Source organism: Streptomyces sp. NBC_01237, from assembly GCF_035917275.1.
GTDB lineage: Bacteria > Actinomycetota > Actinomycetes > Streptomycetales > Streptomycetaceae > Streptomyces.
This window is the reverse complement of sequence record NZ_CP108509.1, coordinates 544,006-567,769: the sequence shown is the minus strand read 5'-3', so window position 1 is coordinate 567,769 and position 23,764 is coordinate 544,006. Positions and strand designations below refer to the sequence as shown.

The 23,764-nt window shown below is 71.5% G+C and carries 20 protein-coding genes and 3 pseudogenes; 9 read left to right on the top strand and 14 right to left on the bottom strand.

Annotated elements, in window-relative coordinates:
* Positions 1-78: 78 nt before the first annotated feature.
* Complete coding sequence (locus tag OG251_RS39020; RefSeq protein ID WP_326682005.1) at positions 79-1,500, bottom strand: SWIM zinc finger family protein; 1,422 nt, start codon at positions 1,498-1,500, stop codon at positions 79-81.
* Positions 1,497-4,463, bottom strand: coding sequence for a DEAD/DEAH box helicase (locus tag OG251_RS39015; protein ID WP_326682004.1), 2,967 nt, complete (start codon positions 4,461-4,463; stop codon positions 1,497-1,499). The genes OG251_RS39020 and OG251_RS39015 overlap by 4 nt, the downstream gene beginning before the upstream one ends.
* Before the next feature lie 256 nt (positions 4,464-4,719).
* Here OG251_RS39015 and OG251_RS39010 point away from each other — a divergent pair, with 256 nt between their 5' ends.
* Together OG251_RS39010 and OG251_RS39005 are read left to right on the top strand one after the other, a co-directional pair.
* Positions 4,720-5,892, top strand: coding sequence for an acyl-CoA desaturase (locus OG251_RS39010; RefSeq protein ID WP_326682003.1), 1,173 nt, complete (start codon positions 4,720-4,722; stop codon positions 5,890-5,892).
* A gap of 83 nt (positions 5,893-5,975) precedes the next feature.
* Complete coding sequence (locus OG251_RS39005) at positions 5,976-6,158, top strand: hypothetical protein (RefSeq protein WP_073720116.1); 183 nt, start codon at positions 5,976-5,978, stop codon at positions 6,156-6,158.
* Positions 6,159-6,283: 125 nt separating this feature from the next.
* Here the strand turns inward: OG251_RS39005 and OG251_RS39000 are convergent, their stop codons facing one another.
* Positions 6,284-7,276 carry a hypothetical protein gene (locus tag OG251_RS39000; protein WP_326682002.1) on the bottom strand — a complete coding sequence of 331 codons (993 nt, stop codon included), beginning with the start codon at positions 7,274-7,276 and terminating at the stop codon, positions 6,284-6,286.
* 174 nt (positions 7,277-7,450) lie between these two features.
* Between OG251_RS39000 and OG251_RS38995 the strand changes: the two genes are divergently transcribed.
* Entirely contained in the window at positions 7,451-8,356 is a 906-nt protein-coding gene (locus OG251_RS38995) for an oxygenase MpaB family protein (RefSeq protein ID WP_326682001.1), read from the top strand.
* A gap of 142 nt (positions 8,357-8,498) precedes the next feature.
* On the opposite strand, the gene OG251_RS38990 is transcribed toward OG251_RS38995, so the two are convergent.
* The 5 genes from OG251_RS38990 to OG251_RS38970 all read right to left on the bottom strand — a co-directional run bounded on the left by OG251_RS38990 (position 8,499) and on the right by OG251_RS38970 (position 13,598).
* Entirely contained in the window at positions 8,499-9,098 is a 600-nt protein-coding gene (locus tag OG251_RS38990; protein ID WP_326682000.1) for a class I SAM-dependent methyltransferase, read from the bottom strand.
* A 222-nt stretch (positions 9,099-9,320) separates the two neighbouring features.
* A complete protein-coding gene (locus tag OG251_RS38985) occupies positions 9,321-9,896 on the bottom strand; it encodes a TerD family protein (protein WP_326681999.1) in 576 nt (191 codons plus the stop codon).
* 343 nt (positions 9,897-10,239) lie between these two features.
* Positions 10,240-10,404: a Sec-independent protein translocase subunit TatA gene (gene tatA / locus OG251_RS38980; RefSeq protein ID WP_073720111.1), complete on the bottom strand. Its 165-nt coding sequence runs from the start codon at positions 10,402-10,404 to the stop codon at positions 10,240-10,242.
* A gap of 106 nt (positions 10,405-10,510) precedes the next feature.
* A complete protein-coding gene (gene mgtA, locus OG251_RS38975; protein ID WP_326681998.1) occupies positions 10,511-13,249 on the bottom strand; it encodes a magnesium-translocating P-type ATPase in 2,739 nt (912 codons plus the stop codon).
* Complete coding sequence (locus OG251_RS38970; protein WP_073720110.1) at positions 13,233-13,598, bottom strand: ArsR/SmtB family transcription factor; 366 nt, start codon at positions 13,596-13,598, stop codon at positions 13,233-13,235. Before OG251_RS38970 ends, mgtA begins: the two co-directional genes overlap by 17 nt.
* Positions 13,599-13,844: 246 nt before the next feature.
* Between OG251_RS38970 and OG251_RS38965 the strand changes: the two are divergent.
* Positions 13,845-14,048, top strand: a pseudogene (locus tag OG251_RS38965) (ATP-binding protein); the annotation flags it as partial.
* 93 nt (positions 14,049-14,141) lie between these two features.
* Here the strand turns inward: OG251_RS38965 and OG251_RS38960 are convergent.
* Entirely contained in the window at positions 14,142-14,570 is a 429-nt protein-coding gene (locus tag OG251_RS38960; protein ID WP_326681997.1) for a PPOX class F420-dependent oxidoreductase, read from the bottom strand.
* A gap of 140 nt (positions 14,571-14,710) precedes the next feature.
* Here OG251_RS38960 and OG251_RS38955 point away from each other — a divergent pair, with 140 nt between their 5' ends.
* The 3 genes and pseudogenes from OG251_RS38955 (at position 14,711) to OG251_RS38945 (ending at position 16,929) form a co-directional block, all read left to right on the top strand.
* Positions 14,711-15,124: a roadblock/LC7 domain-containing protein gene (locus OG251_RS38955; protein ID WP_073720108.1), complete on the top strand. Its 414-nt coding sequence runs from the start codon at positions 14,711-14,713 to the stop codon at positions 15,122-15,124.
* A gap of 112 nt (positions 15,125-15,236) precedes the next feature.
* Positions 15,237-16,053 (top strand): annotated as a pseudogene (locus tag OG251_RS38950) (DUF6397 family protein); the annotation flags it as partial.
* Between the two features lie 387 nt (positions 16,054-16,440).
* Positions 16,441-16,929, top strand: a complete 489-nt coding sequence (locus OG251_RS38945) for a GNAT family N-acetyltransferase (protein WP_326681995.1) — start codon at positions 16,441-16,443, stop codon at positions 16,927-16,929.
* A gap of 92 nt (positions 16,930-17,021) precedes the next feature.
* Here the strand turns inward: OG251_RS38945 and OG251_RS38940 are convergent, their stop codons facing one another.
* Positions 17,022-17,705, bottom strand: a complete 684-nt coding sequence (locus OG251_RS38940; RefSeq protein WP_326682772.1) for a histidine phosphatase family protein — start codon at positions 17,703-17,705, stop codon at positions 17,022-17,024.
* A 249-nt stretch (positions 17,706-17,954) separates the two neighbouring features.
* Between OG251_RS38940 and OG251_RS38935 the strand changes: the two genes are divergently transcribed.
* Complete coding sequence (locus OG251_RS38935; RefSeq protein WP_326681994.1) at positions 17,955-18,584, top strand: LAETG motif-containing sortase-dependent surface protein; 630 nt, start codon at positions 17,955-17,957, stop codon at positions 18,582-18,584.
* 188 nt (positions 18,585-18,772) lie between these two features.
* Here the strand turns inward: OG251_RS38935 and OG251_RS38930 are convergent, their stop codons facing one another.
* Positions 18,773-20,887, bottom strand: coding sequence for a SpoIIE family protein phosphatase (locus OG251_RS38930; protein ID WP_326681993.1), 2,115 nt, complete (start codon positions 20,885-20,887; stop codon positions 18,773-18,775).
* 277 nt (positions 20,888-21,164) lie between these two features.
* Here OG251_RS38930 and OG251_RS38925 point away from each other — a divergent pair, with 277 nt between their 5' ends.
* Positions 21,165-22,223, top strand: coding sequence for an enoyl-CoA hydratase/isomerase family protein (locus tag OG251_RS38925; protein WP_326681992.1), 1,059 nt, complete (start codon positions 21,165-21,167; stop codon positions 22,221-22,223).
* A gap of 367 nt (positions 22,224-22,590) precedes the next feature.
* Here the strand turns inward: OG251_RS38925 and OG251_RS38920 are convergent.
* From OG251_RS38920 to OG251_RS38910, 3 genes and pseudogenes are all read right to left on the bottom strand, one after another.
* A pseudogene (locus tag OG251_RS38920) lies at positions 22,591-22,794 on the bottom strand (hypothetical protein); the annotation flags it as partial.
* A 76-nt stretch (positions 22,795-22,870) separates the two neighbouring features.
* Positions 22,871-23,098: a hypothetical protein gene (locus OG251_RS38915; RefSeq protein WP_326681991.1), complete on the bottom strand. Its 228-nt coding sequence runs from the start codon at positions 23,096-23,098 to the stop codon at positions 22,871-22,873.
* 94 nt (positions 23,099-23,192) lie between these two features.
* Entirely contained in the window at positions 23,193-23,714 is a 522-nt protein-coding gene (locus OG251_RS38910) for a hypothetical protein (RefSeq protein WP_326681990.1), read from the bottom strand.
* Positions 23,715-23,764: the final 50 nt, after the last annotated feature.

Below are 23,764 nucleotides of genomic sequence, written 5' to 3'. Positions count from 1 at the left end.
CTCGCACACACGCCGGGGTACGGCGCCTCCGCCTCCGGCACAGGTACTGCCCCGCCCCCGGTACGTGTATGCGTCGGATCAGGAGTCGGCCGGCGACACCGCCAGCGCGCCCGCCGGATCGTCGTCCGCAGGCCCGGCCGGCACCCAGCGGCCGCGTTCCTTGCGGTACGGCCACCACCGCCCGTCCCGCCCGTACCGGAGCTGGAGGTCGGCGCCCGTCACCGTCCAGCGGGCACGCCCGGCACGCAACTGCGGGCGCTCTCCCTCCTCCCAGGCCGCGGCGAGCTGCGCCCGCGCCCGCGCGAGGGACTCCGGGTCCGGCTCCCACTCCTCTTCCAGCACCGCGAGCGCGGCGCTGCCGCCGTACCGCCAGGCGCGCACAGCGATGTCCAGGTCGGCCCGCTGCCGACCGGAGCCGGCCGCGAGCCGAGTGGCGATCCATGGTTCGGGAGCGGTGTCGGCCGCCAGTCGTACCGCGTCCTGCTCCGGTGTCAACTCGACCGGCACCGGCCGGTGTTCGTGCGCCGGAGCCAGTGCTTCCCGCAGCATCCTGTGGGCCCGTACGGCACTGTCCGACGCCAGCAGTTCCAGCGCCGCCGGGTCGAGCCCCGGCGCCGGGTCGGTCTCCGTGTCCAGGGACGGCGGCAGACCCGGCTCGTCGGGTACCGGCGGAGGTGCGGGCAGCGGCGGCAGAATGCCCTCCGCGGCGTAGACCTCCTCGGCCGGAACGCCGTGCCGGGCCGCGGGCGCACTCCGGTCCTCCGCGCCCGTCGGCTCCCCGCGCACCGAGCGGACCGCTCGGGCGGCACTGCGCACCTGGAGCTCGTCCAGGAGCCGCCGCTCGTCGCGCCCCCGCAGCAGCAGCAACACGAACGGGTCCTCGTCCAGCAGCCGCGCCACCTGGTAGCACAGGGCGCCCGTGTGCGGGCAGTGGTCCCACGCCTCGCAGGCACACTCCGGTTCCAGGTCACCGATGCCCGGCAGCAGATCCACCCCGGCCGCCGCCGCGTCCTCCACCAAGTGCGGCGGCATCTCCCGGTCCAGCAGCGCCGCGATGTGTCCGGCCCGTTCGACCGCCATGTCCAGGAAGCGGTCCCACTCCTCCTCGCTCAGCTGCTGGAGCAGCACATCGCTGCGGTACGCCGTCGCGTCCCGCTCATGGACGACCGCGGTGATCCGGCCCGGCCGCACGGAGACCGCGCCGACCTTGCCCTCCCGGGCCAGCCGGCGCCCCTTCTTGAGCTGCTGACCGTCGAGGGCCGTGTCCTCCAGCGCCTTCAGCCACGCCTGGCCCCACCATGACGTGGCGAACCCGCGCCCGTGCGCCGGTGGCAGGGCCGCGAACGTACGCTCGGGGCCCCCGCGCCCCTCGACTCCCCGGCCGTATCCGGGCTGTTCGCCCCGGTCGCCGTCCGGTTCGTCGCCCTGCCAGCCGTCGTGCCCGCCGCCCCGCCCGTCGTAGCCGTCGTCCTCGTACGCGTCCTCGTATGCGTCGCTCATCGTGCGCCCCCTCGCAGCTCGACCAGGTCGGCCAGTTCCGCATCGGTCAGTTCGGTCAGCGCGGCCTCGCCGGAACCCAGTACCGCGTCCGCGACCCCCTGCTTGCGGGCCAGCATCTCGGCGATCCGGTCCTCGATGGTGCCCTCGGCGATGAGCCGGTGCACCTGGACCGGCCGGGTCTGGCCGATCCGGTACGCGCGGTCCGTCGCCTGCGCCTCGACCGCCGGGTTCCACCAGCGGTCGAAGTGCACCACGTGCTCGGCCCGGGTGAGGTTGAGCCCGGTCCCGGCCGCCTTGAGCGACAGCAGGAAGACCGGGGCCTCGCCCGCCTGGAAGCGCTGGACCATCTCCTCGCGCTGCGCGACGGACGTGCCGCCGTGCAGGAACTGGGTGGGCACTCCGCGCGCCGCCAGATGCTGTTCCAGCAGCCGGGCCATCTGCACGTACTGGGTGAACACCAGCACGCTCGCCTCCTCGGACAGGATCGTGTCGAGCAGTTCGTCCAGCAGCTCCACCTTGCCCGAACGGTCCGCGATCCTCGGCTGCTCCTCCTTGAGGTACTGCGCCGGGTGGTTGCAGATCTGCTTGAGAGCCGTCAGCAGCTTCATGACGAGCCCGCGCCGGGCGAATCCGTCGGATCCGGAGATCTCCGCCAGGGTCTCGCGCACCACCGCCTCGTACAGGCCCGTCTGCTCCGCCGTCAGCGACACCGCACGGTCGGTCTCCGTCTTCGGCGGCAGCTCCGGAGCGATGCCCGGGTCGGACTTGCGGCGCCGCAGCAGGAACGGGCGTACCAGGGAGGCGAGCCGCTCGGCGGCCGCCGGGTCGTTGCCGCCCTCGACCGCGTCGGCGTACCGGGTACGGAAGGTACCGAGCCGGCCGAGGAGTCCCGGGGTCGTCCAGTCGAGGATCGCCCACAGCTCGGAGAGGTTGTTCTCCACCGGCGTGCCGGTGAGTGCGACGCGCGCCCGCGCACCGATGGCCCGCAGCTGCTTGGCCGTGGCCGAATGCGGATTCTTGACGTGCTGCGCCTCGTCGGCGACGACCATTCCCCAGTTCGCCCCGGCGAGCCGGGGCGCGTCGAGGCGCATCGTGCCGTACGTGGTGAGGACGAACTCGCCGTCCGCGAGCCCTTCCAGGGAGCGCGCGGCACCGTGGAAGCGACGCACCGGCGTGCCCGGCGCGAACCTCTCGATCTCCCGTTGCCAGTTGCCCATCAGGGACGTCGGGCACACCACCAGGGTCGGCCCGGCCGCCGCGGGATCGCTCTGGCGGTGCAGATGCAGGGCGATCAGGGTGATGGTCTTGCCGAGTCCCATGTCGTCGGCGAGACATCCGCCGAGACCGAGTGAGGTCATGGTGTTCAGCCAGTTCAGGCCCCGCAGCTGATAGTCGCGCAAGGTCGCTGTGAGCGCCCCGGGCTGACCGATCGTCTGCTGTTCGCCCGACTCCGGATCCGTGAGCCGGTCCCGCAGCTGCTCCAGCCAGCCCGTCGCCGCGACCTCGACCCGGTGCCCGTCCACCTCGGTGGAACCGGTCAGCACGGCGCCCAGCGCGTCCATGGGTGTGACCTTGCGGTCCTGGGACTCCCGGGCCCGTCGGGCCTCCTCGGGGTCGATGAGCACCCACTGGTCGCGCAGACGGACGACCGGCCTGCTGGACTCGGCGAGCCGGTCGATCTCCGCCCGGCTCAGCTTCCGGTCGCCCAGCGCGAACCGCCAGTTGAACGCGAGCAGCGCGTCGGCGGACAGGAACGAGGGACCGTCCGACCCGGTGCCGGCGTGGGCTCCGGGGCCGTCCTTCGACCCGGTCGGGCCGTCATCCGGGTCCGGCGGTCCGATCACCGCGCGTGCGGTGAGCTTTCTGGCCAGTTCCTTGGGCCAGTGCACCTGAACGCCCGTCGCGGCCAGGGCCCTTGCGGCGGGGCCCAGCAGCTCGGCGATCTCCTCGTCGGCCGGTTCCACCGAGTCGGGCACCGCGGCCGACAGCAAGGGGGCCAGGGGAGGCCAGGCGCGGGCGGCGCGGCGCAGCGCGAGCAGGGCGTCCATCCGGGCCCGCGGTCCGAATGCCGCCGCGGTCGGCGCGCTTCCCGCCCACACCTCGGCCGCGTCGGCGACCAGGGTGGGGTCGCTGACGCTGTGGATCTGCAGGACGGCCCGGAACGACGGTCCACGGTCACCCGGCTGCGACTGCTCGGGACGGTGACGGTTCCGGTGCGAGCCGTGGTCGGAGCCGGCCGCGGTGAGGGGTTCGGCCGGTTCCGACATCTCGATCCGCAGGGAGAGCCGTACACCCGCGTCATGACCGGCCGCGACATCGGCCGCCCAGCCCCGCAGACCGGGGAGCTGTTGCGGCGCGCCGGCGGCGAAGGCGGGGCCCGTCGTGGCGAACGTGGCGGCGGGCGTACGGGGCAGCCCGTCGGCCACCGCGTCCAGGAACGCCCGCAGCAACCGCTCCGGTTCGGGCAGCAGCACCGGCCGGCCCGCCGCTGTGTCCGGGCCGGCGTCCAGTGGCACCGCGTGGGCGGTGGGAGGCATGGACGCCGCCAGCTCCCGGATCCGCGCGAGGTCGTCCGGGGTCAGCGGACCGGCCCGCCACGCATCGTGGTCCAAGGGGCTCAGCCCCGGCAGCAGCAGCCCACGGGCGACGAGTTGGAGCGCGAGGATTCCGGCGGCTCCCCAGAAGGCGGTCGCGGGGGAGGCGTGCCCGCTCACCCGCGCCCGTGTGAGAACAGCGAGGGCATCCCGCACGGGCAGGTGCAGAGCCGGTACGGCATGCGGCTGCGCATCGGCTCCTACGACGGTCAGTTCCCTCGAAATCCCGGGAGCCGCGGGCGGGGTGCTACCGTCCGGGTTCCAGAACGCGATCAGGCCGCTACGGGCCGGATCCGCGGGGAGGAAGACTGCGGAGCAGCGGGACAGTTCAGAAATCTCGGAAAGCGTTGCCGCAGGGTGCAGGTGCACAGCGATGTCAGATTCCTCAAATTTGACTAGTGGGTCGGGGTCGCCGAGGGTACTCCACCCGTCGTCTCTTCCGGCAATTCTGCGTCGTGATCCCCATCACTTTCCTCTGCCTTCCGGTCTCGTGGTGCAGCCAGCACCACCGTGGGACACGGGGGCAAACCCCCGGAGAACCAGGGTGGTGGCGCCATGGCTGCCACAAGCCCCCAATCCGTACGTTCTACAAGGTCAGCGCACATGCCCAGAGACCGGAGATGTCATGCCCCAGGCGATAGCCACCGTTGCGGAGCCCGCCCGCGACGGATCGGACAGTTCCGGAAGCACGGGAAGTGTCGCGCGCGCCGCGGGCGCGCATGTGGAGACCCCGGTTTCGCGGGACCCGGTTTCGCAGGGGCAGGGCGCCGAGCGATCCGGTTCCGCGAGTGCCGCGGGCACCGGGAGTTCAGGGAGCGATTTTGCCCCTCTTCTGAGGGCTGTCAAGGGACAAGGGCTCCTGGAGCGGCGCACCGGCTGGTACGGGGCGGGCATCATGGTCAACCTGGTGGCCCTGGGGGCGGTGATCACCGGTCTCGTGCTCCTGGGCAACACCTGGTGGACCCTGCTCCTCACGCTGCCGCTGGCGATCCTGTGGACCCGTACCGCCTTCGTCGGACACGACGCGGGACACGCCCAGATATCCGGTGACCGCAGGGCGAGCCGCATCATCGGGCTCTTCCACGCCAATCTGCTCCTCGGTATGAACGAGGCGTGGTGGAACGACAAGCACGTGCGCCACCACGCCAACCCCAACCACATCGACAAGGATCCCGACGTCGGCGTCGGCGCTCTTGTCTGGACCCAGAAGCAGGCGGCGCAGCGCGAAGGTTTCGCCCGCTGGCTCACCCGCAACCAGGCCCGGCTCTTCTTCCCGATGCTGCTCCTCGAAGGCATCGCCCTGAAGATCTACGGCTTCCAGTTCCTGCGGCGTCAGCCCGTCAGGGAGCGCGCCCTTTCCGGTCTGCTGCTGGCCGGGCACCTGGCGCTGTACGCCACGCTGCTCCTGACCACCATGTCCCTCGGCAAGGCCGTCGTGTTCGCCCTGGTGCACCACGCGCTGTTCGGCCTCCACCTCGGCATGGCCTTCGCCCCGAACCACAAGGGCATGGAGATGCCCGACCCGGACGGCGACCGCTGGGGCCACCTGCAGCGGCAGGTGCTGACCTCGCGGAACGTACGCGGGGCCGTCCTCACCGACTGGTTCCTCGGAGGCCTGAACTACCAGATCGAGCACCACCTCTTCCCGAGCATGCCGCGACCTCACCTGCGACTGGCCCAGCCGCTGGTCAAGGCCCACTGCAAGGACATCGGGATGCCGTACGCGGAGACCGGACTCATCGAGTCCTACCGCCAGGCGCTGACCCACATGCACGAGGTCGGCGAACCGCTGCGATAGTCGCGGCCGCGTGGCGGAACCGATGGGCGCGTACGAGCGTTCACACAACAGGAGCGGCTCCGGCCGCGAAGGAGGCGTGGACCATGTCGAACGGTGCGAAGATCGCCATCGGGGGTGTTGTCGCGGCGGCCGTCCTGTGGCCCCTCATCGGATTCTGGTGGGCGCTGCTGGTGCTGATCGGCGTCCCCGTCGTGGGATATCTGATGCTTGACCCGTCCCAGCGGCGCCGGCTCCGCAGGATCAGCCGCAAGGAGATAGGCCGCTGACCCCGGCCGGCCGGACAGTCGTACGGCGGCGCCCGCAGTGGGGCGCCGCCCGCCGGTCTGTTCGTACGTCCCGGAGCACGCGGGCCTGACTCCGGAGCCTCCGCCCGGCCAGGGTGATCCCGGAATCAGGCGGGTCGTACGGCCAAGTCGTCCAGCGCCTTCAGCAGGCCGGGCAGCTCGGGGCCGCGGCCCACGGTGAGGATCTCGCCCGGCGTCTCGTCCAGCAGGATGAACGCGATGTCGTCGGTCCTGGCCACCAGCGACCAGCCCGGACCATCGGCGCGCAGCGTGCGGGCGTCGTCGGAGGCGAAGGAGGACCGCACCCGGCCGGGCGGCGGTGGGGACCGCGTATAGGCACGGGCCTCCTCCAGCACCCGGCGCACACCGGGGTGCTGCCCGGACCGCACGTTCCCGTTCGGTGCCCCGGAATCCTCGGTGACCGCACCCGCCTCTCGCACCCCGCCGGGCCCGGAGTTCCCCGCACCCACGGTGGCCGCTTCCTCGCGCAGGGTTTCCGCAGCCGCCGCTTCCTCGTGCACCGTCTCACCGGCCGCCGCTGCCCCGTGCCACGCCTCCCCGGGCAGGGTGAACGCCGAGTCGTCTATCTGTTCGCGCCAGGTCGCCCAATGCGCGGCGATCTCGTCAGCCCCGAGGCGCCGCTGCGCCGGCCCCCAGGCGTCCGTGTCGGGCGGCGACAGCGGGGCGGGACCCACCCCTTCGGCCTCCGGGTCCGGCAGCGGATCGTGCGGCGCGGGAACACCGGGCGCGGCGACAGCCACGGCGAGCGGCCAGCCCGGCAGCGCGCACACCACGGAACGGTCGTCGGGAGAGAGGTCGTAATCCATTCCGCAGTCCCAGGCGGCGATGGCGACCGCGACCAGCGAGACGTCCTCCACGACCACGGTCCAGCGGGCACCGCTGCCGTCCTGGCCGAGGACCAGACCGTAGCCCTCCTCGTACGGTTCGAGGGCGAGCGTCCGGCAGGCGGCCACATAGTCGTCACCCAGCACGCTCGGGAACTGCGCGGGGGTGAGCAGCACCGCGGTCAGCACAAACAGTGCGTCGTCGTCGGCAACCGTGTCGTCCGTCCCGGCCACAGCGTCCTCCTCATCGCTCATCGCTTGGTCCGTCGGCGCACCCTAACTACTCGGTAACCCTGTAGTCGAGGCCCTGACAAGCGGGGTTACGGGGCGACCGGCGGGCAGCCGACGGGCATCCGGTGCGCCGCGGAACCTCCGCGTGCACGGCGAGTCCCGCGTAGGGTTGGGCCTCCGGCCGAACAGGGGGACATCGTGGTGAAAAGGTACGACCGGCTGAAGGAGATTCAGCGGCTCGATCCGGAGCGGGACTTCCTGGAGATCTACCGCCTCACCGTCACCTACGAGTTCCCCTGGGACATCACCCGGGCTCTCGAACTGGCCCTCTACCGCACCTATGCCATCCCCAGCATCGGACGACTCCTCGCCGAGACCGCCGAACTGACGGAGCGTGCACAGAAGCGGTACGACGACACCGCCCTGCTTCTCGACAGCGTCGTGGAGCACGGTTTCGACGCGGAACAGGGGCGTACCGCCATTCGGCGGATCAATCAGATGCACCGCGGCTACGACATCAGCGATGACGACATGCGCTACGTTCTGTGCACCTTTGTCGTCACGCCGAAGCGCTGGCTCGACATCTACGGCTGGCGCAGGCTGTCCGACCATGAACTGCGCGCCTTCGCCGCGTACTACCGCACGTTCGGCGCCCAGCTCGGCATCAAGGACGTGCCCCGGACGTACGAGGACTTCGAGCGCACCCTCGACACCTACGAGCGTGAGCACTTCGGCTGGGACGAGGGGGGCCGCAGGGTCTCCGACGCCACGTTGGACCTGATGGCTTCCTGGTACCCGGCCGTGCTGGCACCCGCCGTGCGCGGCGCCGGCCTGGCGCTCCTCGACGATTCGCTGCTGCGGGCGTTCCGCTACGAGCGGCCGGGGCCCGTCGCCCGCGGGCTCACCCGTGGCGCGCTGCGGCTGCGCGCCCGCGCCGTACGGCTCCTGCCACCCCGGAGGGCACCGCACTACGCCCGCCAGAACCCCGAGATCAGGGGGTACCCGGACGGATATGAGCTCGCCGGACTCGGAACATTCCCCACACCGGGTGTGCGCGGCTGCCCGGTCCCGCGCGGCCGGACGTCGGACGTTCCGGCCGAGTGAGTCCAAGGTGGCCCGGAGCCACCGCCGTTCGGCCTCGCCGGTCGCCGCGCGACCGTGGCACGCCCCCCGGAAGGCATCGTCCAGCTCGTGCGTGCGCAACGCCCGGGCAACCCCTTCCGGCCGCCGACGCGGGCGACCGGTATCAGACCGTACGGACGGCGAGGACCAGGAAGCGGTCGTCCTCGTCGGTGTACGAGTCCAGCCGCCATCCGGAACGGGCCAGCAGCGGGCCGAGCCGGGGCTCGGCCCGCAGATCGTCATCGGTGATGCTGCGGCCGTGGCGCGCGGCCAGCGCGGCCCGGCCGATCGGATGGAACAGGGCCAGCAGCCCACCCGTCCGCACGACCCGCGCCAGCTCCTTCAAATCCTCGGCCGGCCGCGAGAGATGGGAGATCAGTCCGGCGCCGAACACCGCGTCCAGCGCTCCGGTGCGGAGCGGCAGCCGTCCGGCGTCGGCGAGCAGTAGGACCCCGCTCCGCCCGCGCCCGGCCCGTACCGCCTCCTTCAGCATCGCGGGCGTGAGGTCCACGCCGAGCACGGTGCCGCCTGATCCGACGGCGGAGCGCAGCGCCGGCAGCGCCCGGCCCGTACCGCAGCCCGCGTCGAGCACGGCGTCTCCGGGGCGCAGCCCCAGCGCACCTACCGCGGCGTCGTAGGCCGGCCCGTCGTCGGGAAACCGGCTGTCCCAGTCGGCCGCACGGGCGGTGAAGAAGTCCTGGATGTGTGCGTGGTCATCGGCCATGTGGACATGATCGCGCAGTCGGTCCGAACGAAGCGGGAAGAAGCGCTGCGTACGTTCGATCACTGAGCAGTCGTTCGAGGGTTCCTGGGGGACCGTGAGAGACGCGGCGGGTACGGGGCGGTCGCCCCGTACCCGCCGCGCAGTTGCCCGATGGGCGGATCCGCCGTGAGGTGATCAACGGCCTTCGGGCGCCGTGGCGGCCGGACGGCGGGGGATCACCCGTCAGACATTGACGCCGTAGTCGGAGGCGATGCCCGCGAGCCCCGATGCGTACCCCTGGCCCACCGCGCGGAACTTCCACTCCGTACCGTGCCGGTACAGCTCGCCGAACACCATCGCCGTCTCGGTCGATGCGTCCTCGCTGAGGTCGTAGCGCGCCAGCTCGACGCCGTTCGCCCGGTTCACCACGCGGATGAACGCGTTGCGCACCTGGCCGAAGCTCTGGCCGCGGCTCTGGGCGTCGTGGATCGACACCGGGAACACGATCTTCGCGATCTCGACCGGAACCCCGGACAGATCGATGTCGATGGACTCGTCGTCGCCCTCGCCCTCACCTGTCAGGTTGTCGCCGGTGTGGCGGACGGAACCGTCGGGGCTGTTGAGGTTGTTGTAGAAGACGAAGTGCGCGTCGGAGAGCACCTTTCCGGTCTCCGAGCACAGCAGCGCACTGGCATCGAGGTCGTGATCGGCTCCGGTCGTGGTACGTACGTCCCAGCCCAGGCCGACCGTCACGGCGGTCAGGCCGGGCGCCTCCTTCGTCAGGGAGACGTTGCCGCCCTTCGCCAGGGTCACACCCATGAATTTTCCTCCAGTGTTACGTCGATCCGCACGGCTCGGCCGTGCCGTTCTGCCGTCACCCACGTGAACGCGTGGTGCGGCCGTCAAGGTTCCCTGATTGCGCAAGTCATGAAGTGATGGTGATGAAGGTGCCGGGATGGTGAAGGCGCCGTGAGTCGCGACGGTGCGGTGATGCGCGAAGGCGTCGCGGGCCGCGGGGATGTCGCGGGTCGAGAAGGGGCGGTGGGCCGCGGGGGTGGTGCGGGGGTGAGGGGCCGGCGGGTTGCGTGCAGGCGCCGGGCGCCGTGCGGCCGGTGATCGCCGCACGCGCAGGTATCTGCCCCCTGTGCCGCGCTCTCGCGGTTCACCGGGGCTCGTCCTCCTTCATGGCCTTGGCCTCGCTCTTGAGGATGCGCATCGACTTCCCCAGGGCGCGCGCCGTGTCCGGCAGCTTCTTCGAACCGAACAGCACGATGAGCACGATGGCCACGATCAGCAGGTGCCAGGGCTCCAGGCCGTTGCGCAACATTCTGGTCCCGCCCTTCTCTCCGTCGGCACGGCAACAGTTGCCGTGTTGCGCAACTGTATAACCATGGCTGGATCCCGAAGCAATGGCCCCCTCGGCCCGCTCGGCATCACCGCGCGGTGTTCGCGCGGTCGTAGCGTCTGCGGGCTGCCGCCAGCCCGATCGCGTACAGCCCGAGGACCGTGCCGAGGAGCAGGTAGTAGAGCGGCGGCAGGGCGGCCATTCCCAGCAGTGGGCCCAGCGCGGTGAAGGGCAGCAGCACACCCACGGCGGCGAGCCCGGCGGCCGCCGCACGCAGTGGCCCGCCGGCCTTGCGTTCGGCGGCATTCCGGCCGGTACGCAGCAGCATCATGACGAGGGCCTGGGTGAGCAGGTTCTCGGTGAACCATCCGGCGTGGAACGCGGCCTCGCCGCCCGGTGCGGCCGCGTCGCGCAGAGCCAGGGCGAGCACGCCGAAGGTGGCGAGGTCGGCGGCGGCGTTGAGCAGGCCGAAGCCCGTGATGAACCGCAGGAAGTCACGGGGACGGAGCACGGTGGGACGGCGCAGTACCGAGGCGGCGGGCCGGTCGAACGCGAACGCGAGCTGTGCCGCGTCGGAGCAGAGGTTCTGCACGAGAACCTGCGCCGGGAGCATGGGGAGGAACGGCAGCAGCAGGCCCGCGGTCAGCATCGCGAGGACATTGCCGAGATTCGAGGAGAGCGTGATGCGCAGATACGTGGCGATGTTGCCGCTGCTGCGGCGCCCCGCGACCACGGCCCGGTCGATCGCGGTCAGGTCCTTCTCGGCCAGGACGACATCCGCCGCCTCCCGGGCGACGTCGACCGCGTTGCGCGGGCAGATCCCGACATCGGCGGCGTGCAGCGCGGGCAGGTCGTTGACACCGTCACCGAGGAATCCGGTGGTGTGCCCGCCCGCGCGGAGTGCCGAGACGATGCGTGCCTTGTGCTCCGGGGCGCAGCGGGCGAACACGGTGGCACGGTCCGCCAGCCGTGCCAGCTCCTCGTCCGTCAGCGTGTCGATCCGATCGGCCGTCACGACCTCGCCGGGTGGCAGCCCGAGGTCGTGACAGACACGGGCCGCCGTGCCGGGATGGTCGCCGGTGAGGACCTTCACGGCGATGCCCCGCGCCGCCAGGACGCCGAGCGCGTCGGCGGCGCTCGGCGCGGGGACGTCGCGGAGGGTGACCAGGCCGAGGAACGTCAGCCCTCGCTCGTCGGCCGGGGTGTAGGCGCGGGCTCTCGCGGGTCGGTCGGCACGGGCCACGGCGAGCAGCCGCAGACCGCGCCCGGCCTCCCGGGCGGCATGGGCGAGCAGCCGTTCGCGCTCGCCGTCGTCCAGTACGCATCGGTCGAGTACGGCTTCGACGGCCCCCTTCGTGACCAGTGTGTGGATGCCGGGACGGCCGGGCCGCCGGACCACGGCGGTGGCGAGACGGCGCACCGGATCGAACGGCAACGCGGCCACCCCGTCGTACACGGACAACGGTGAGCTCCCGTCGCCTGCGGCCGCGTGGTCCTCCGCCGCGTCCAGTACCGCCTCGTCCAGCGCGTCGGGCGCGGGCAGCTCGGCGAGCTGCAGGGTCCACAGCGCGCCGACCGCGGCCCACTGGAGTACCTCGGGGTCGGGCCGCCCCTCCCCGTCCACCGCACCTTCCACGACGGGCCGGTCCTCGGTCAGGGTGCCTGTCTTGTCCAGACACAGGACGTCGACCGCTCCGAGATCGTGCAGTGCGGGCAGCCGCTTGACGATGACACCGCTCGTACGGGCGAGCCGGGAGGCACCCCGAGCCAGCGCCGTCGTGACGATGACGGGCAGCATCTCGGGAGTGAGGCCGACTGCCACGGCGACGGCGAACGGCAACGTCTCAAGGCCACGGCCGCGCAGTGCCGCGTTGGCCATGAGGACCAGGGGCGGTGTGAGCAGCATGAAGCGGATCAGGGTCCAGGAGATCCCCTGCACCGACCGGTCGAAGGCACTGGCGCCCCGGCGGCGGGCCCGGCCGTCGTGGGCCGCGGCGAACCAGGTGTCCCCTCCGGTCGTGACGACGACCGCCGTTGCGCTGCCGGAGGTCACACTGCTGCCCTGGAAGCAGAGGTGCGGCTGTGCGAAAGGGCCGGACGGGGACACGGGTGGTTCCGGGGAGTCGACGGGGTGTTTGGGCACCGGCGCCGACTCCCCGGTGAGGGCCGACTGATGCACGGTGAGGCCACCGGCGCGCAACAGCCGTACGTCGGCGGGTACGAGATCTCCCGGCCCGAGCCGGATCACATCGCCCGGCACCAGCTCGGCCACGGGGACCTCACGGGCACGTGGTGCGGCGTCCGCGGAGGTACGGCGCAGCACGGTCGCCGTGGTCGCCACCAGCTCCCTCAGTGCCGCGGCCGACCGGTCGGCGCGGTGTTCCTCGCCGGAGCGCAGCAGGCAGCTGACCAGGACGAGGACCAGAGTCACACAGGCCGTGCCCCATGCCGACACAAGTGCCGACACCAGGCCCAGACAGAGGAGCACGGAGGTGAACGGGTCGCGGAAGCTGGCCAGGAATCGCCGGGGCCATGAGGCGGGACGCCACGCGGGAAGAACGTTCTCACCGAGGCGGGTCGAACGCTCTTCGGCGACGCTCTCCAGCAGTCCCCGCGGGCCGCTGTCCAGTGAGCGCAGCACTTGGAGCGAGGTCGCCCCGGCACCGTCACGACCAGCCGCCCCCGCATGGCCGGGGCTGCCTGAACCGGCACGGCTTCCCGCACCACTGCCCGCACCGGAGATCAGGGGGATCACCACGGCCGACGCTTCGTCCCGGTCCGTGCGGCCCGGTCCCGCGGCTGCGCTCCTGTCAGGCACCGAGCTCACGCAGGCGGACGGGGTGCGCGGCCGAGTGCCCGGCACGCTCCGCCAGCTGGCCGACCATGAGCCGTACCACCGTCACCACGCCGGGGTCGTCGACCAGATAGACCTGGCGGCGTCCCTCACGGCGCGACCGTACGAGTCCGGCCAATTTCAACTTCGTCAGATGCTGGCTCACCGAGGGCAGGGTGCCGCCCACCCGGTCGGCGAGACCGGTCACATCGCACTCGCCCTGGGACAGCGTCCACACGATGTGCAGCCGTGCCGGTGACGCCAGGAGCCCGAACGCGGCTGCCGCCTCGGCCAGCACCTCCGCGGGCGGATCCTGGAAACCGCCGCCGGAACCTGTCGACACGCTTGACCTCTCCCGTTCACGGGGCCGTCCGCACGCACCCGTCGCCGCACGCCTTCCCTGTACCGACAGGGCCAGCCACCCGAAAGAGCCAGTGTAGAGGCCCGCGCCCGCTCGCTGAGCGGCCGATCCGGCCGCCGTTCCGCGTCGCCAAGCTGCCCGCTGCCGGTACCGGACGTGACCTGGCCGGGCCCGCCGACAGCGCGGTCCAGGACGACGGCGACGGCGGCGAGCGATTCGAGTACCGGGCGCATCGCGTTCCTCGTCGCTGTCGACCGTTTTCCGGGTGCTCGCACCCAGGGTGCGCAGGAGAGGCGTCGCACGCCCTCGACCGCGACCGGGGTACGCCCGTGGTGCTCAGCGACGCGCGAGCGGGATTCCGGAAAAGAAGTCCTGATCCGGATGGTCGGGTACGCCGGACGGACGCACACCGCCCGGCTCCTCGACTCCTGACCCGATGCTCCGCTTCGGACCGGTCCGGGCAGGACGGGCGGGACTCCGGCTGGAGGTGCCGGGCGGGCCGGTCCGGGGCGAAGCGGGCCGTGGTCAGTCGGCCACGGCCGCCATGGCCACCGCCTTGTCCACACGGACACGCACGACCAGCTCACCGGGTACGCCGTTACGCCTGCCGAACTCCTCGGCCGCCTCCTCGCCCATGTACCGGGCAGCGATCCGCGTCGCCCAGTGCCTCAACTGGGCAGGATCCTCGCTCAGTTCGGCCTGGCCCTGGAGCACGGCGAAGGCGAACGGCGGCCGGTCGTCGTCGATGCACAAGGCCACCCGCCCGTCGCGCGCGAGATTGCGGCCCTTCACGGTTTCCTTCCCGGTGTTGAAGACCAGATCGTCACCGTCGAGCAGGAACCAGACGGGGGCGATGTGCGGACTGCCGTCGGCCCGGACGGTCGACAGCTTGGCGGTGCGGGTGCCCTCGGAAAGGAAGGCCCGCCGCTCTTCATCGGTCATGTGATGTGCCATTTCCCCATCCTCGGACGAACCCTCGCGTGGCGCGAAGCGACGCCCCGGGGGAGGGGGACGCTTGCCCGTACGGGAGTGGTACGCAAGGCTTACGCGCGATACGGGGGAACGGGGAACGTATGAGCGGGGAGGACGAGCAAATGGCGCTGGACCGGGGACTTGACTGGCTCCTTGACGATCTCACCAGCAGGGTGGAGCACATACGGCACGCATTGGTGCTGTCGAACGATGGTCTGGTGACCGGGGCGAGCACGGGGCTGGCCCGTGAGGACGCGGAACATCTGGCGGCGGTCTCCTCCGGCCTGCACAGTCTGGCCCGCGGATCAGGTCGGCACTTCAGGGCCGGCAGAGCCCGGCAGACCATGGTCGAGTTCGACGAGGCGCTGCTCTTCGTGACGGCGGCGGGCGACGGCAGTTGTCTGTGCGTGCTGACCGCTGCCGAGGCCGATGTCGGCCAGGTCGCCTACGAGATGACACTGCTTGTCAACCGGGTCGGCGAACATCTCGGCGTGGCGGTTCGCCAGGGCGCCACCGACGGCGTCGACAGCCCCTGACCTGGGCTTTTCGCTGAGCATCGGGAGTTATCCACAGGCATGCCGACAGAAGCCTCCTCCGGGCTACCGTGGTCACAGAGAGTATTCGGACCTCACGGGGGAGGGCAGGGGCATGACCGTTACGGAAGCCACCCGCACGCAGGACGAGGACGCGCAGGGGCGTGAGAGCGGTGACAGCGCGGCGACGGTGACCGCGGGCCGAGCCGCACGGGAGCTGGGCATGAGGCGCGGGGAGTTCGAGCTCGCCGTGCATCTGGGGCTGGTCGCCACCACCGCCGGACCGGACGGCGGACGGCCACGGGTCGTCCGGGAGGAGATCGAGCGCCTGCGCGCGCATCCGGGATTCCCCGACGACCTCGGGGAACGGGTGCGCACGGTGGGCACCGCTGAAGGGGCCGCGCTGCTCGCCATCAGCCCGGCCCGTTTCACCAGGCTGGCACGGGCGGGGTGTTTCGCGCCGGTCACGTTCTATCTGAACCGGTACCGGGCGGTGGTGTGGTTGTACCTCGTCGATGAACTCGCCGGGTTCGCCACCCGCGAGCCCACGCTGCTCGCCGGCACCAGCCCCGCCGGAATGCGGGCGATGCTGGAAGCCGGAGCCGACTGGCGTGCCCGCAACTGGCGATCCCAGAGGATCGACAGGCTGCTCGGCCGCACGGAGGACGCGTGGGCGCGAGCCGCCGTACAGGCATCCGCCCTGGACCCGGTCCAACTCGGTGAGGTGGTGGACGATCCGTACGAACGGGCCTACCTCGTCAGGGTCAGGCCGGAGCCCGTGTTCGGACGGCCGGGGTCCGTGTCGGCCAGGGAAGTCATGGGGGAGCTGATGCTGGCGGACGATCCGGACGAGATCCTGTGGCGGCGGGTCAACCTGACCCTGGAGCTGGACAGGGCCCGCGAGGACCGGCAGGCCCCGCGCCCCGGTGACGAGCGCGGACCACGGCTCGTGCCGGATACGGCAGCGGCCCCTCTGCGGGCGGCGTCACTGCCCTGGCCGCCTCCGCGCGACCTGGGGTCACCCGCATCGGCATCCGCACTCGCACCGGTATCAGCGTCCACGCCCCGACCGGCATCCGCTGTGCGGCCCGCATCCGCAGGGACACCGGCCTCCGTACGTTCGGGAACCTCCGGAGGCGTGTGCGAAGCCTCCCGTGCAATCACCCTCGAACGGCCCGTCGGGGATCTCGCCGAATCCGTGTCCGGCCCTCCATGTCCGACGGCCCCCGCGACGGGTCTGCTCGCCCGGCTCCGGTGGCGAAGGCGCGGATCCGATAAGAACTGGCGGGCGGCCGCATCGCACCGGCACTCTGTTCCCCATGCTGATCAGGGAAGCAACCACTGAGGACTGGCCCGCCATCTGGCCGTTCTTCCATGCCGTTGTCGCGGCCGGTGAGACACTCACCTACCCTCTCCACCTCGGTGAGGACGACGCGCAGGGCTGGTGGTTCCTCGCGGCGCCGAACCGAACGGTCGTCGCGGTCGACGACTCCGGGACGGTGCTGGGCACGGCGAAGATGAACCGGAATCACATGGGCAACGGTTCGCACATCGCCAGTGCCACGTACCTGGTCGACCCCGAGTATTCGGGGCGTGGAGTGGGGAGGGCCCTGTGCGCGTACTCGGTGGACTGGGCGCGTACTTCAGGCTTCCGGGCCATGCAGTTCAACGCGGTGGTCGAGACGAACGAATATGCCGTCAAGCTGTACCGTTCGCTCGGCTTCGAGATACTGGGGACGCTGCCGGAGGGCTTCCATCATCCGACCGAGGGGTACGTCGGTCTGCACATCATGCACAAGGCGCTCTGATGCTGATGCCGCCCACACGCAGGACGCTCTGATACCGCTCACGCACAAGGTGTTCTGATGTCCCTTGCCCACGACGCGCGCTGACGACCGGTTCAGCCGTTGAGGTCCGGAAGGGTCAGGCCGGCGGGACCGCCGTCCTCCTGGCCGCTCGCGGTCACCGGGGCGACAACGGTCCCGGCCCAGGAGAGCGTTGACCAACCCTCTCCTGGACTGCCCTCGACCACCACTACGCCGGTGTTGTCGAGGGCGTGCCCGGCGGCGAACTCCACCGTGACGTTCCGTGTCCGGGCCGCGGTCCACATCCGGATCGCGGCTCCGTGGCTGACCAGTGCCACCGTTCGGGAGGTGCCGGGGGCGCCGCCCGAAGCGGCCTCGGCCAGCACGGAGTCGAAGCGGGCCAGGGCCTCCGCCCCGCTCTCGCCTCCCGGCATACGTCGCGCCGTGTCACCGGCCGCCCAGGCGAACGAGGTCGTCAAATACTGCTCGATCGCCTCTTCGTCGGCGCGCATCTCCAGCTCGCCGGCCGAGACTTCACGGATGCCCTCGCGGATGCGCACCTCCAGACCGCGCTCGGCGGCGAGCGGTGCGGCGGTGAGCTGCGTACGCGTCAGGGTCGAGGCGTACAACGCGTCGATGCTCTCCTGCGCGAGCGCCGCGGGCAGCGCGGCAGCCTGGCGCAGGCCCAGTTCGGTGAGGCCGGGTCCCGGAAATGCCGTGTCCAGGAAATGGCCGAGGTTGGACGGCGTCTGGCCGTGACGGATCAGCAGCAATCGCATAGAACGGGTCCAGACTCCAGGATCGGTCGCGCGTGCGACAACAGATGCGTTCATCGCCCACTCTCTCATCGAGCCGCGCCCGGCTGGAACTCCTCGGAGGCTTGTGTCCGTCTTGTTGGAAGTAGCGGCGGTATGGGCACAGTTGGGCGGCCGCGGGGCGTGCGGGGTGGGTGTGTCGCGCGGGAGCGATGGCAGTACTGTGCGCCCCACCGCCATTCGGGCGATGAAACGCATCTGGAGGAAGAATCCATGACCATACCCAGGAGATCGTGGCGTGGCGCGGGAGCACTCGTGGCCGCTGCGGTCGTCGGTCTGTCCGGCGGGGTCATCTCCGCAGGTCAGGCCGCAGCTCACACCCCCACCTGGGTCGTGACCTGCTCTGATGTGAGCGTTGACCTCACCAACTACACGAGCGACGTCGCCAACACGGTGACCGTTACGGTGGATGGCAAGGACCTGCTGCCGACAGAGACGTTCGGCCGCGAGTTCCACAAGAAGCTCACGCTGCCCGCGCATGACAAGGAAGTGACCGTTCGGCTGGTCGTCAAGGACGGCGGCGAGGGCGGCAAGTTCTCGCGCGACCTGACCGAGACGTCCCCGGTGTGCGAGGACGAGACGCCTCCGCCCACCCCCACTCCGACGGAGACGAAGCCGTCGGAGACCCCGACCACGTCGACTCCCGAGCCGAGCGCCACCCCCAGCGAGAAGCCTTCGGAGTCCGCGCCCGCCGTGCCCTCTCCGAGCCCCAGCTCGCCGGACCTGGCCGAGACCGGCTCGTCGTCCGCCACGCCGGTCATCGGTGGCGCCGCAGTGGCGGTTCTGCTCGCCGGCGGCGGCATCCTCTGGGCCGTCCGCAAGCGTCGTACCGCCCAGAACTGACGCTGTTCCGTCGGGGACACGGGGCGCGCGGATCGCACCGCGCGCCCCGTGAGACCGGGCGAACGAGCGTGTGAGGGCCGTCGGTCGAGGGGTGTGCCGCACCATTTCCGGTGGTGCGGCACACCCCTCACCCGTGCGGCCCCATGGGCCCTTTCCCCGGGAGCCATCGCGGTGTCGAACGCGCTGCCTCACCCGGGGGCCGGGGGCGCTGTGCCGGGCGGGGGAGGCGGGCCGATCTCGCACCAGACGGCCTTGCCCTCACCACGCGGCTCGATTCCCCAGCGGGTTGCGACGGCGTCGAGCAGGAGCAGTCCCCGGCCCGAGGTCGAGGTTTCCCCCGGGGTTCGCCTGCGCGGCCAGACGCTCGAACGGTCCTGGACCGACAGCCGGATGCGCCGCACCGGTTCGGGCAGCACCTCCAGAGTGAGTACGGCTCCGCCCTCCGTGTGGAGGAGGACATTCACCAGCAGCTCACCGGTGACCAGCTCGGCATCGTCCGCAAGCTCGGCCATGTCCCAGTCCGCCAGCGCCTGGCGGACGACGGCTCGGGCGTCCGAGAGCCCCTCCGGGTCCGCCTGGTGGATGTACTGGTGCAGCCGGGGCGCGTGCGGCGAGCCCACGTCGGGGCTGCGGCGCAGGACCAGCAGCGCGACGTCGTCCCCCGAACCCCACCGTTCCCACAACCGGTCCGAGAGATGGTCGGCCAACGCCTCGGCGCCCACCGGCCCGGCGCTCAGCTCATGGACGAGAGCCGCCACACCCGTATCGATGTCGGTTCGGGGCTCCTCCACCAGTCCATCGGTGAAGAGGACGAGCGTTTCGCCGGGAACCAGATCGAGCCGGGTCTCGGGGAACTCCTCGTCCTGGAAATCCGTGGAGATCCCCAGCGGCAGGCCGCCGCGGACCTGAGGGCTGCCGACCCGGCCGTCCGTATGCCGGATCAGCGGACCGAAGTGCCCGGCGCGGACCACCCGTACCGCCCCCGACGCCAGATCGACCTGGGCGTAGGTGCAGGTCGCGAAGCGGTCGGTGTCCAGCTCAGCGAGGAAACGGGAGGCGCGCGCCAGCACGGTCGACGGCGCGTGCCCTTCGGCGGCGTACGCGCGCAGGGCGATGCGCAACTGCCCCATGATGGCTGCCGCGTGGGTGTCATGGCCCTGGACGTCGCCCACGACGACACCGAAACGGTTCTTGGGCAGGGCGATCACGTCGTACCAGTCGCCGCCGACCTGCCGCCCGCTCCACGCCGCGTGATAGCGCACGGCGATCTCGCCGCCTTCGATGGCCTGTATCCGTCGCGGAAGCATGGCCGACTGCAAGCCGGTGGCGAACTCGCGTTCCTCGTCGAACAGGGTCGCCCGCTGAAGCGACTGGGCCACGATCGCGGCGAGCCCCAGGCACAGAATCCGCTCGTCCGGAGGGAAGACCGTGCGCTCGCGGTAGAACAGGGCGAGTCCGCCGAGCGGGCGTGCCTGGGCCACGAGGGGAAGGTAGGCGGCGGCACGGAACCCGAGCTTTCCCACATGCGGCTCCAGCAGTGGATACCGCTGGGTCAGGGAGCTCAGTGAGGTGATGAAGAGGGGCTGCCCGCTGAGAATGGTGTCCGCCAGTGGCAGCTTGCGGATCAGATCGCCGGAGCCGAGGCCGTCGAGGACCTCCAACGTCTCACCGCTCAACGCGATGATGTCGAGGGAGGAGTTCTCCACCAGGCCGAGTGCCAGCCCGTCCGCGCCGAGACTGGCCAGACCGCCCGGTCCGGTGAGTGCGGCCGTGACGTCGTCCACGGTCACGGCATGCGACATCGCACTCGTTGTGCGCTCAACGGTATGGGTCTGGCGGTCACGGCGTTCTTCCAGATCTCGGACGAAGGCCGCATGGGTGACTTCCGCAGTCGCGTCCCGTACGACACCGACGAGCCGGTGCGCCCGGCCGTCCTTCGCCCGCAGGATTCGGGCCTGGACGTGGGTCCACTGGCTGGTTCCGTCGTCGAGCGGAACCCGGAAGTAGGCACTGAAGGAAGGACTCCCACTACTGATGGCCTCGTCGATCGTGGCGTTCAGCCGGGCTCGTTCCGGGGGTTCGAGCCGGTCGATCAGGAGGTCGGGCTTCGCGTCGAACGCGGCGGGGTCCACGCCGAAGACCACGAGCCCGGCATCGTCGATATCCAGGGTCCGGGCCTTCAGATCCCATTCGAAGCTTCCGGTCCGGCTCATGGCGGGCCGCTCCGTCGGCCCGGTCTCACCGCTGCGTGTCCGGGCGATCGGCGGGGCTTCGGTATCTCGTCGCCGCTGGTAGTGGGTCATTCCCCCCTCCGGAGGTCATCCGGCCGGGGCTGCTGGACGGCGCGGCCCGTAGACCTCAATTGTCGAGCCGGTCCGGCGGGACTGCCACAGCAGATCCCCCGGGACCGCCCCTCTCAGGGTCCCCGGTCGACCCCTGCCCGCTCCTTGCCCGCCTCCTTGTCCTGCTCCCTGCCCACCCCCTGTCCTGCCCCGGCGCGGCCGTCGCAGAATGGACAGGGAAAGATCGTCCGCGTATGGCGGGCAGTCCGCCCAGGGGCCCACTGACCGGAGCGCACTCATGAACGATGACGACCCCGTCCTGCTGCACACCGAGGGCCACGCCCTGTTCATCACGCTGAACCGGCCACGAGCGCTCAACGCCCTCAACCACGTCATGGTGCGGCTCGTCGACGCGGCCCTCGCCCGGGCCGAGCACGACGACGCGGTCACCTCGGTCGTGATCGACGGAGCGGGGGAACGCGGTCTGTGCGCGGGCGGTGACATCCGTACCCTCCACGACGACGCACGCGCCGGGGGCCGTGCCTCCCTGGAGTTCTGGCGCGACGAGTACGTCCTCAACGCCCGGATCGCCCGATTCCGGAAGCCGTACGTCGCGCTGATGGACGGCATCGTGATGGGCGGCGGCGTGGGTGTCTCGGCCCACGGCAGCATCCGCGTCGTCACCGAACGCTCGCGCGTGGCCATGCCCGAGACCGGAATCGGGTTCGTGCCCGATGTCGGCGGCACCCATCTGCTGGCCGCGGCACCCGGGGAGCTGGGTACGCATCTGGCGCTCACCGGCCGGGCCGTCGGCGCGGCCGACGCGCTGCTGTGCGGCCTCGCCGACCACTTCGTACCGTCACAGTGCCTGCCGGAACTCGCCGCGGACCTCGCCGTGAGCGCCACTCCGGACGAGGTGACGCGGACAGTGCTGCGGTACGCCTCCGACGCGCCCGCCGGCGAGCTCGCCGCTCAGCGCCACTGGATCGATGGCTGCTACGCCGCGGACACGGTCGAGGAGATCGGCGAACGGCTCCGGACCAGTGGCGTGCCGGCGGCCGAGGAGGCCGCCCGCACGCTCCTGGCGAAGTCGCCCACCGCGCTCAAGGTCACCCTCGCCGCTGTGCGCAGGGCGGCCACGCTCGACAGCCTGGAGGCCGTTCTCGACCAGGAGTTCCGTGTCTCCAGCAGGGCTTTCGAGCAGCCCGACTTCGTGGAGGGCGTACGCGCCCAGATCATCGACAAGGACCGGAACCCGCAGTGGAAGCCGGCCGTCCTCGCCGAGGTCACCGACAGCGACGTCGCCCGCTTCTTCGCCCCGCTCGGACCGGGTGAGAGGGAACTGGGGCTCGCCTGAGCGGGAGCGGGCCGCACCCCGTCCGGGGGCCCTGGGGCGCCCGCCCACGGACCCCGCCCCGGGACCCTGGGGCCGTCCTGCCCACGGACCCCGCCCCACGGCCCCGGGATCCTGAGGCCGGCTGCCTTGGGACCTCGCCCCACCCGCCCAGGGGCCCGACCATCGCTGTTCCCGTTGCTCAGCCCTGTTCCCATCGCGCCGCCGCCCGGTCCCGGGCCCGCCAGTCGCCGAGCGGGCTGTAGTGCCGCAACTCCTGCGTACGGGCGGCCGGCCGCCGCAGGTCGGGGAGACCGCCCGCCAGGCCCTGGGCACGTGCCTGCGCAGAATATTGCCGAGAGCCGTCGCCCCGGCGGGCCCCGCCGTGACGGGCCAGCCGGTCCTGACGGCCCGCGATGTCGTCCTGGCCGGGGTAGTTGGTGCCGTCGGAGAACCACAGCTTGAGGTCGGGGGAGCCGGTGGCGTCCATCATGTCGCCGCCGGCGAGCAGATGGTCGGTGGCCTTGCGGCGGACCGCGGGATCGGGGTGGGTGACCGAGCCCAGTTTTGAAGTCGTGGAGGCGCTCTCCGACACCTTGTCGTCCCCGCGAGGGGCACTCCGGTGCTGTGCGGCGCCACCGCCGCACCGGTCCGTCGGCCGGGCGCGCGGGTCAGCGGTCGCTGCCGGACAGGCAGGGTCGCAACGCCCGTACCAGAGCGAACAGCTTGTCCTCGTTGCCCGTCAGCCCCGCGCCGCTGAGGGCCCGGTCCGCCTCCTCCATCGGAGAGGTGAGCAACGGCAGGTACAGCGGTGCGTCGTCCGGGTCCGAGAGCGCGGCCCGGGTGGCCTCCAGTAACCGGATGTAGGCCTGGGCGGCGGCCAGTTCGTCCTTGTTCATCTCAGCATCTCCTGGGCAGAGGTGTCGGACCGGCAAGCATCCCCCATGGGTCTGACAACGCCGTTCCGTCCCGCCCCGGAGGACAGGCCGCCCGTCACGCACCCTTCGCGCGCCTGGCCCCGGTGGGAGGCTCCACCTCCAGGAACCGTCTCCGGCGTGGACCCCGGTAGAGCAGCGCCGTCCAGCCCAGCCGTCGCAACGCGTCGGCGCACCGGAGCAGCGACTCCTCTTCCTCATGCACGGCTCCGCTCCCCGGTGGGCCGGCCCACTCCACCCGTGCCGTGCCCGGGGATTCGCCCTCCAGTACGCGGTACCCGGCCGTAGTGCGCCGCCCGGACGCGTCGACGGCGGACGGGGTCTCCCCGGAAGCCTCCAGAGCCAGCGCGACGGCCCGTACCGTCCGGTGCAGCTCCCACTCGGCGGGCACCGTCTCCGGATCGGTCTGACCGGTGTTGGTCAGTCGGCGGATCTGGAGCAGCCCATCGAAGGCGGTCCGTACCGAGGCGGCCCGCACCGCTGCCGCCCGGTCGGCGTCCATGGCCCCGTCGCTCACCCCCAGGGGCGGCGGACCGTCCCCGGTGGCGGGTTCGAACCCGGTCTCCTCCTCGGCGCCCATTCCACTCCCCTTCGCCGGCGGTTCCGCACTGCGGTCCAGTGTGCGCCGCA

Excerpts from the sequence above, each read along its gene's own strand:
- OG251_RS38945 (WP_326681995.1), top strand. The coding sequence starts at position 16,441 with ATGCTGATCAGGGAAGCAACCACTGAGGACTGGCCCGCCATCTGGCCG.
- tatA (WP_073720111.1), bottom strand. The coding sequence starts at position 10,404 with ATGTTGCGCAACGGCCTGGAGCCCTGGCACCTGCTGATCGTGGCCATC.
- OG251_RS38940 (WP_326682772.1), bottom strand. The coding sequence starts at position 17,705 with ATGCGATTGCTGCTGATCCGTCACGGCCAGACGCCGTCCAACCTCGGC.
- OG251_RS38915 (WP_326681991.1), bottom strand. The coding sequence starts at position 23,098 with ATGAACAAGGACGAACTGGCCGCCGCCCAGGCCTACATCCGGTTACTG.
- OG251_RS38930 (WP_326681993.1), bottom strand. The coding sequence starts at position 20,887 with ATGACCCACTACCAGCGGCGACGAGATACCGAAGCCCCGCCGATCGCC.
- OG251_RS39020 (WP_326682005.1), bottom strand. The coding sequence starts at position 1,500 with ATGAGCGACGCATACGAGGACGCGTACGAGGACGACGGCTACGACGGG.
- OG251_RS39010 (WP_326682003.1), top strand. The coding sequence starts at position 4,720 with ATGCCCCAGGCGATAGCCACCGTTGCGGAGCCCGCCCGCGACGGATCG.
- OG251_RS38990 (WP_326682000.1), bottom strand. The coding sequence starts at position 9,098 with ATGGCCGATGACCACGCACACATCCAGGACTTCTTCACCGCCCGTGCG.
- OG251_RS38925 (WP_326681992.1), top strand. The coding sequence starts at position 21,165 with ATGAACGATGACGACCCCGTCCTGCTGCACACCGAGGGCCACGCCCTG.
- OG251_RS38985 (WP_326681999.1), bottom strand. The coding sequence starts at position 9,896 with ATGGGTGTGACCCTGGCGAAGGGCGGCAACGTCTCCCTGACGAAGGAG.
- OG251_RS39000 (WP_326682002.1), bottom strand. The coding sequence starts at position 7,276 with ATGAGCGATGAGGAGGACGCTGTGGCCGGGACGGACGACACGGTTGCC.
- OG251_RS38955 (WP_073720108.1), top strand. The coding sequence starts at position 14,711 with ATGGCGCTGGACCGGGGACTTGACTGGCTCCTTGACGATCTCACCAGC.
- OG251_RS38960 (WP_326681997.1), bottom strand. The coding sequence starts at position 14,570 with ATGGCACATCACATGACCGATGAAGAGCGGCGGGCCTTCCTTTCCGAG.
- OG251_RS38910 (WP_326681990.1), bottom strand. The coding sequence starts at position 23,714 with ATGGGCGCCGAGGAGGAGACCGGGTTCGAACCCGCCACCGGGGACGGT.
- OG251_RS39005 (WP_073720116.1), top strand. The coding sequence starts at position 5,976 with ATGTCGAACGGTGCGAAGATCGCCATCGGGGGTGTTGTCGCGGCGGCC.
- OG251_RS38935 (WP_326681994.1), top strand. The coding sequence starts at position 17,955 with ATGACCATACCCAGGAGATCGTGGCGTGGCGCGGGAGCACTCGTGGCC.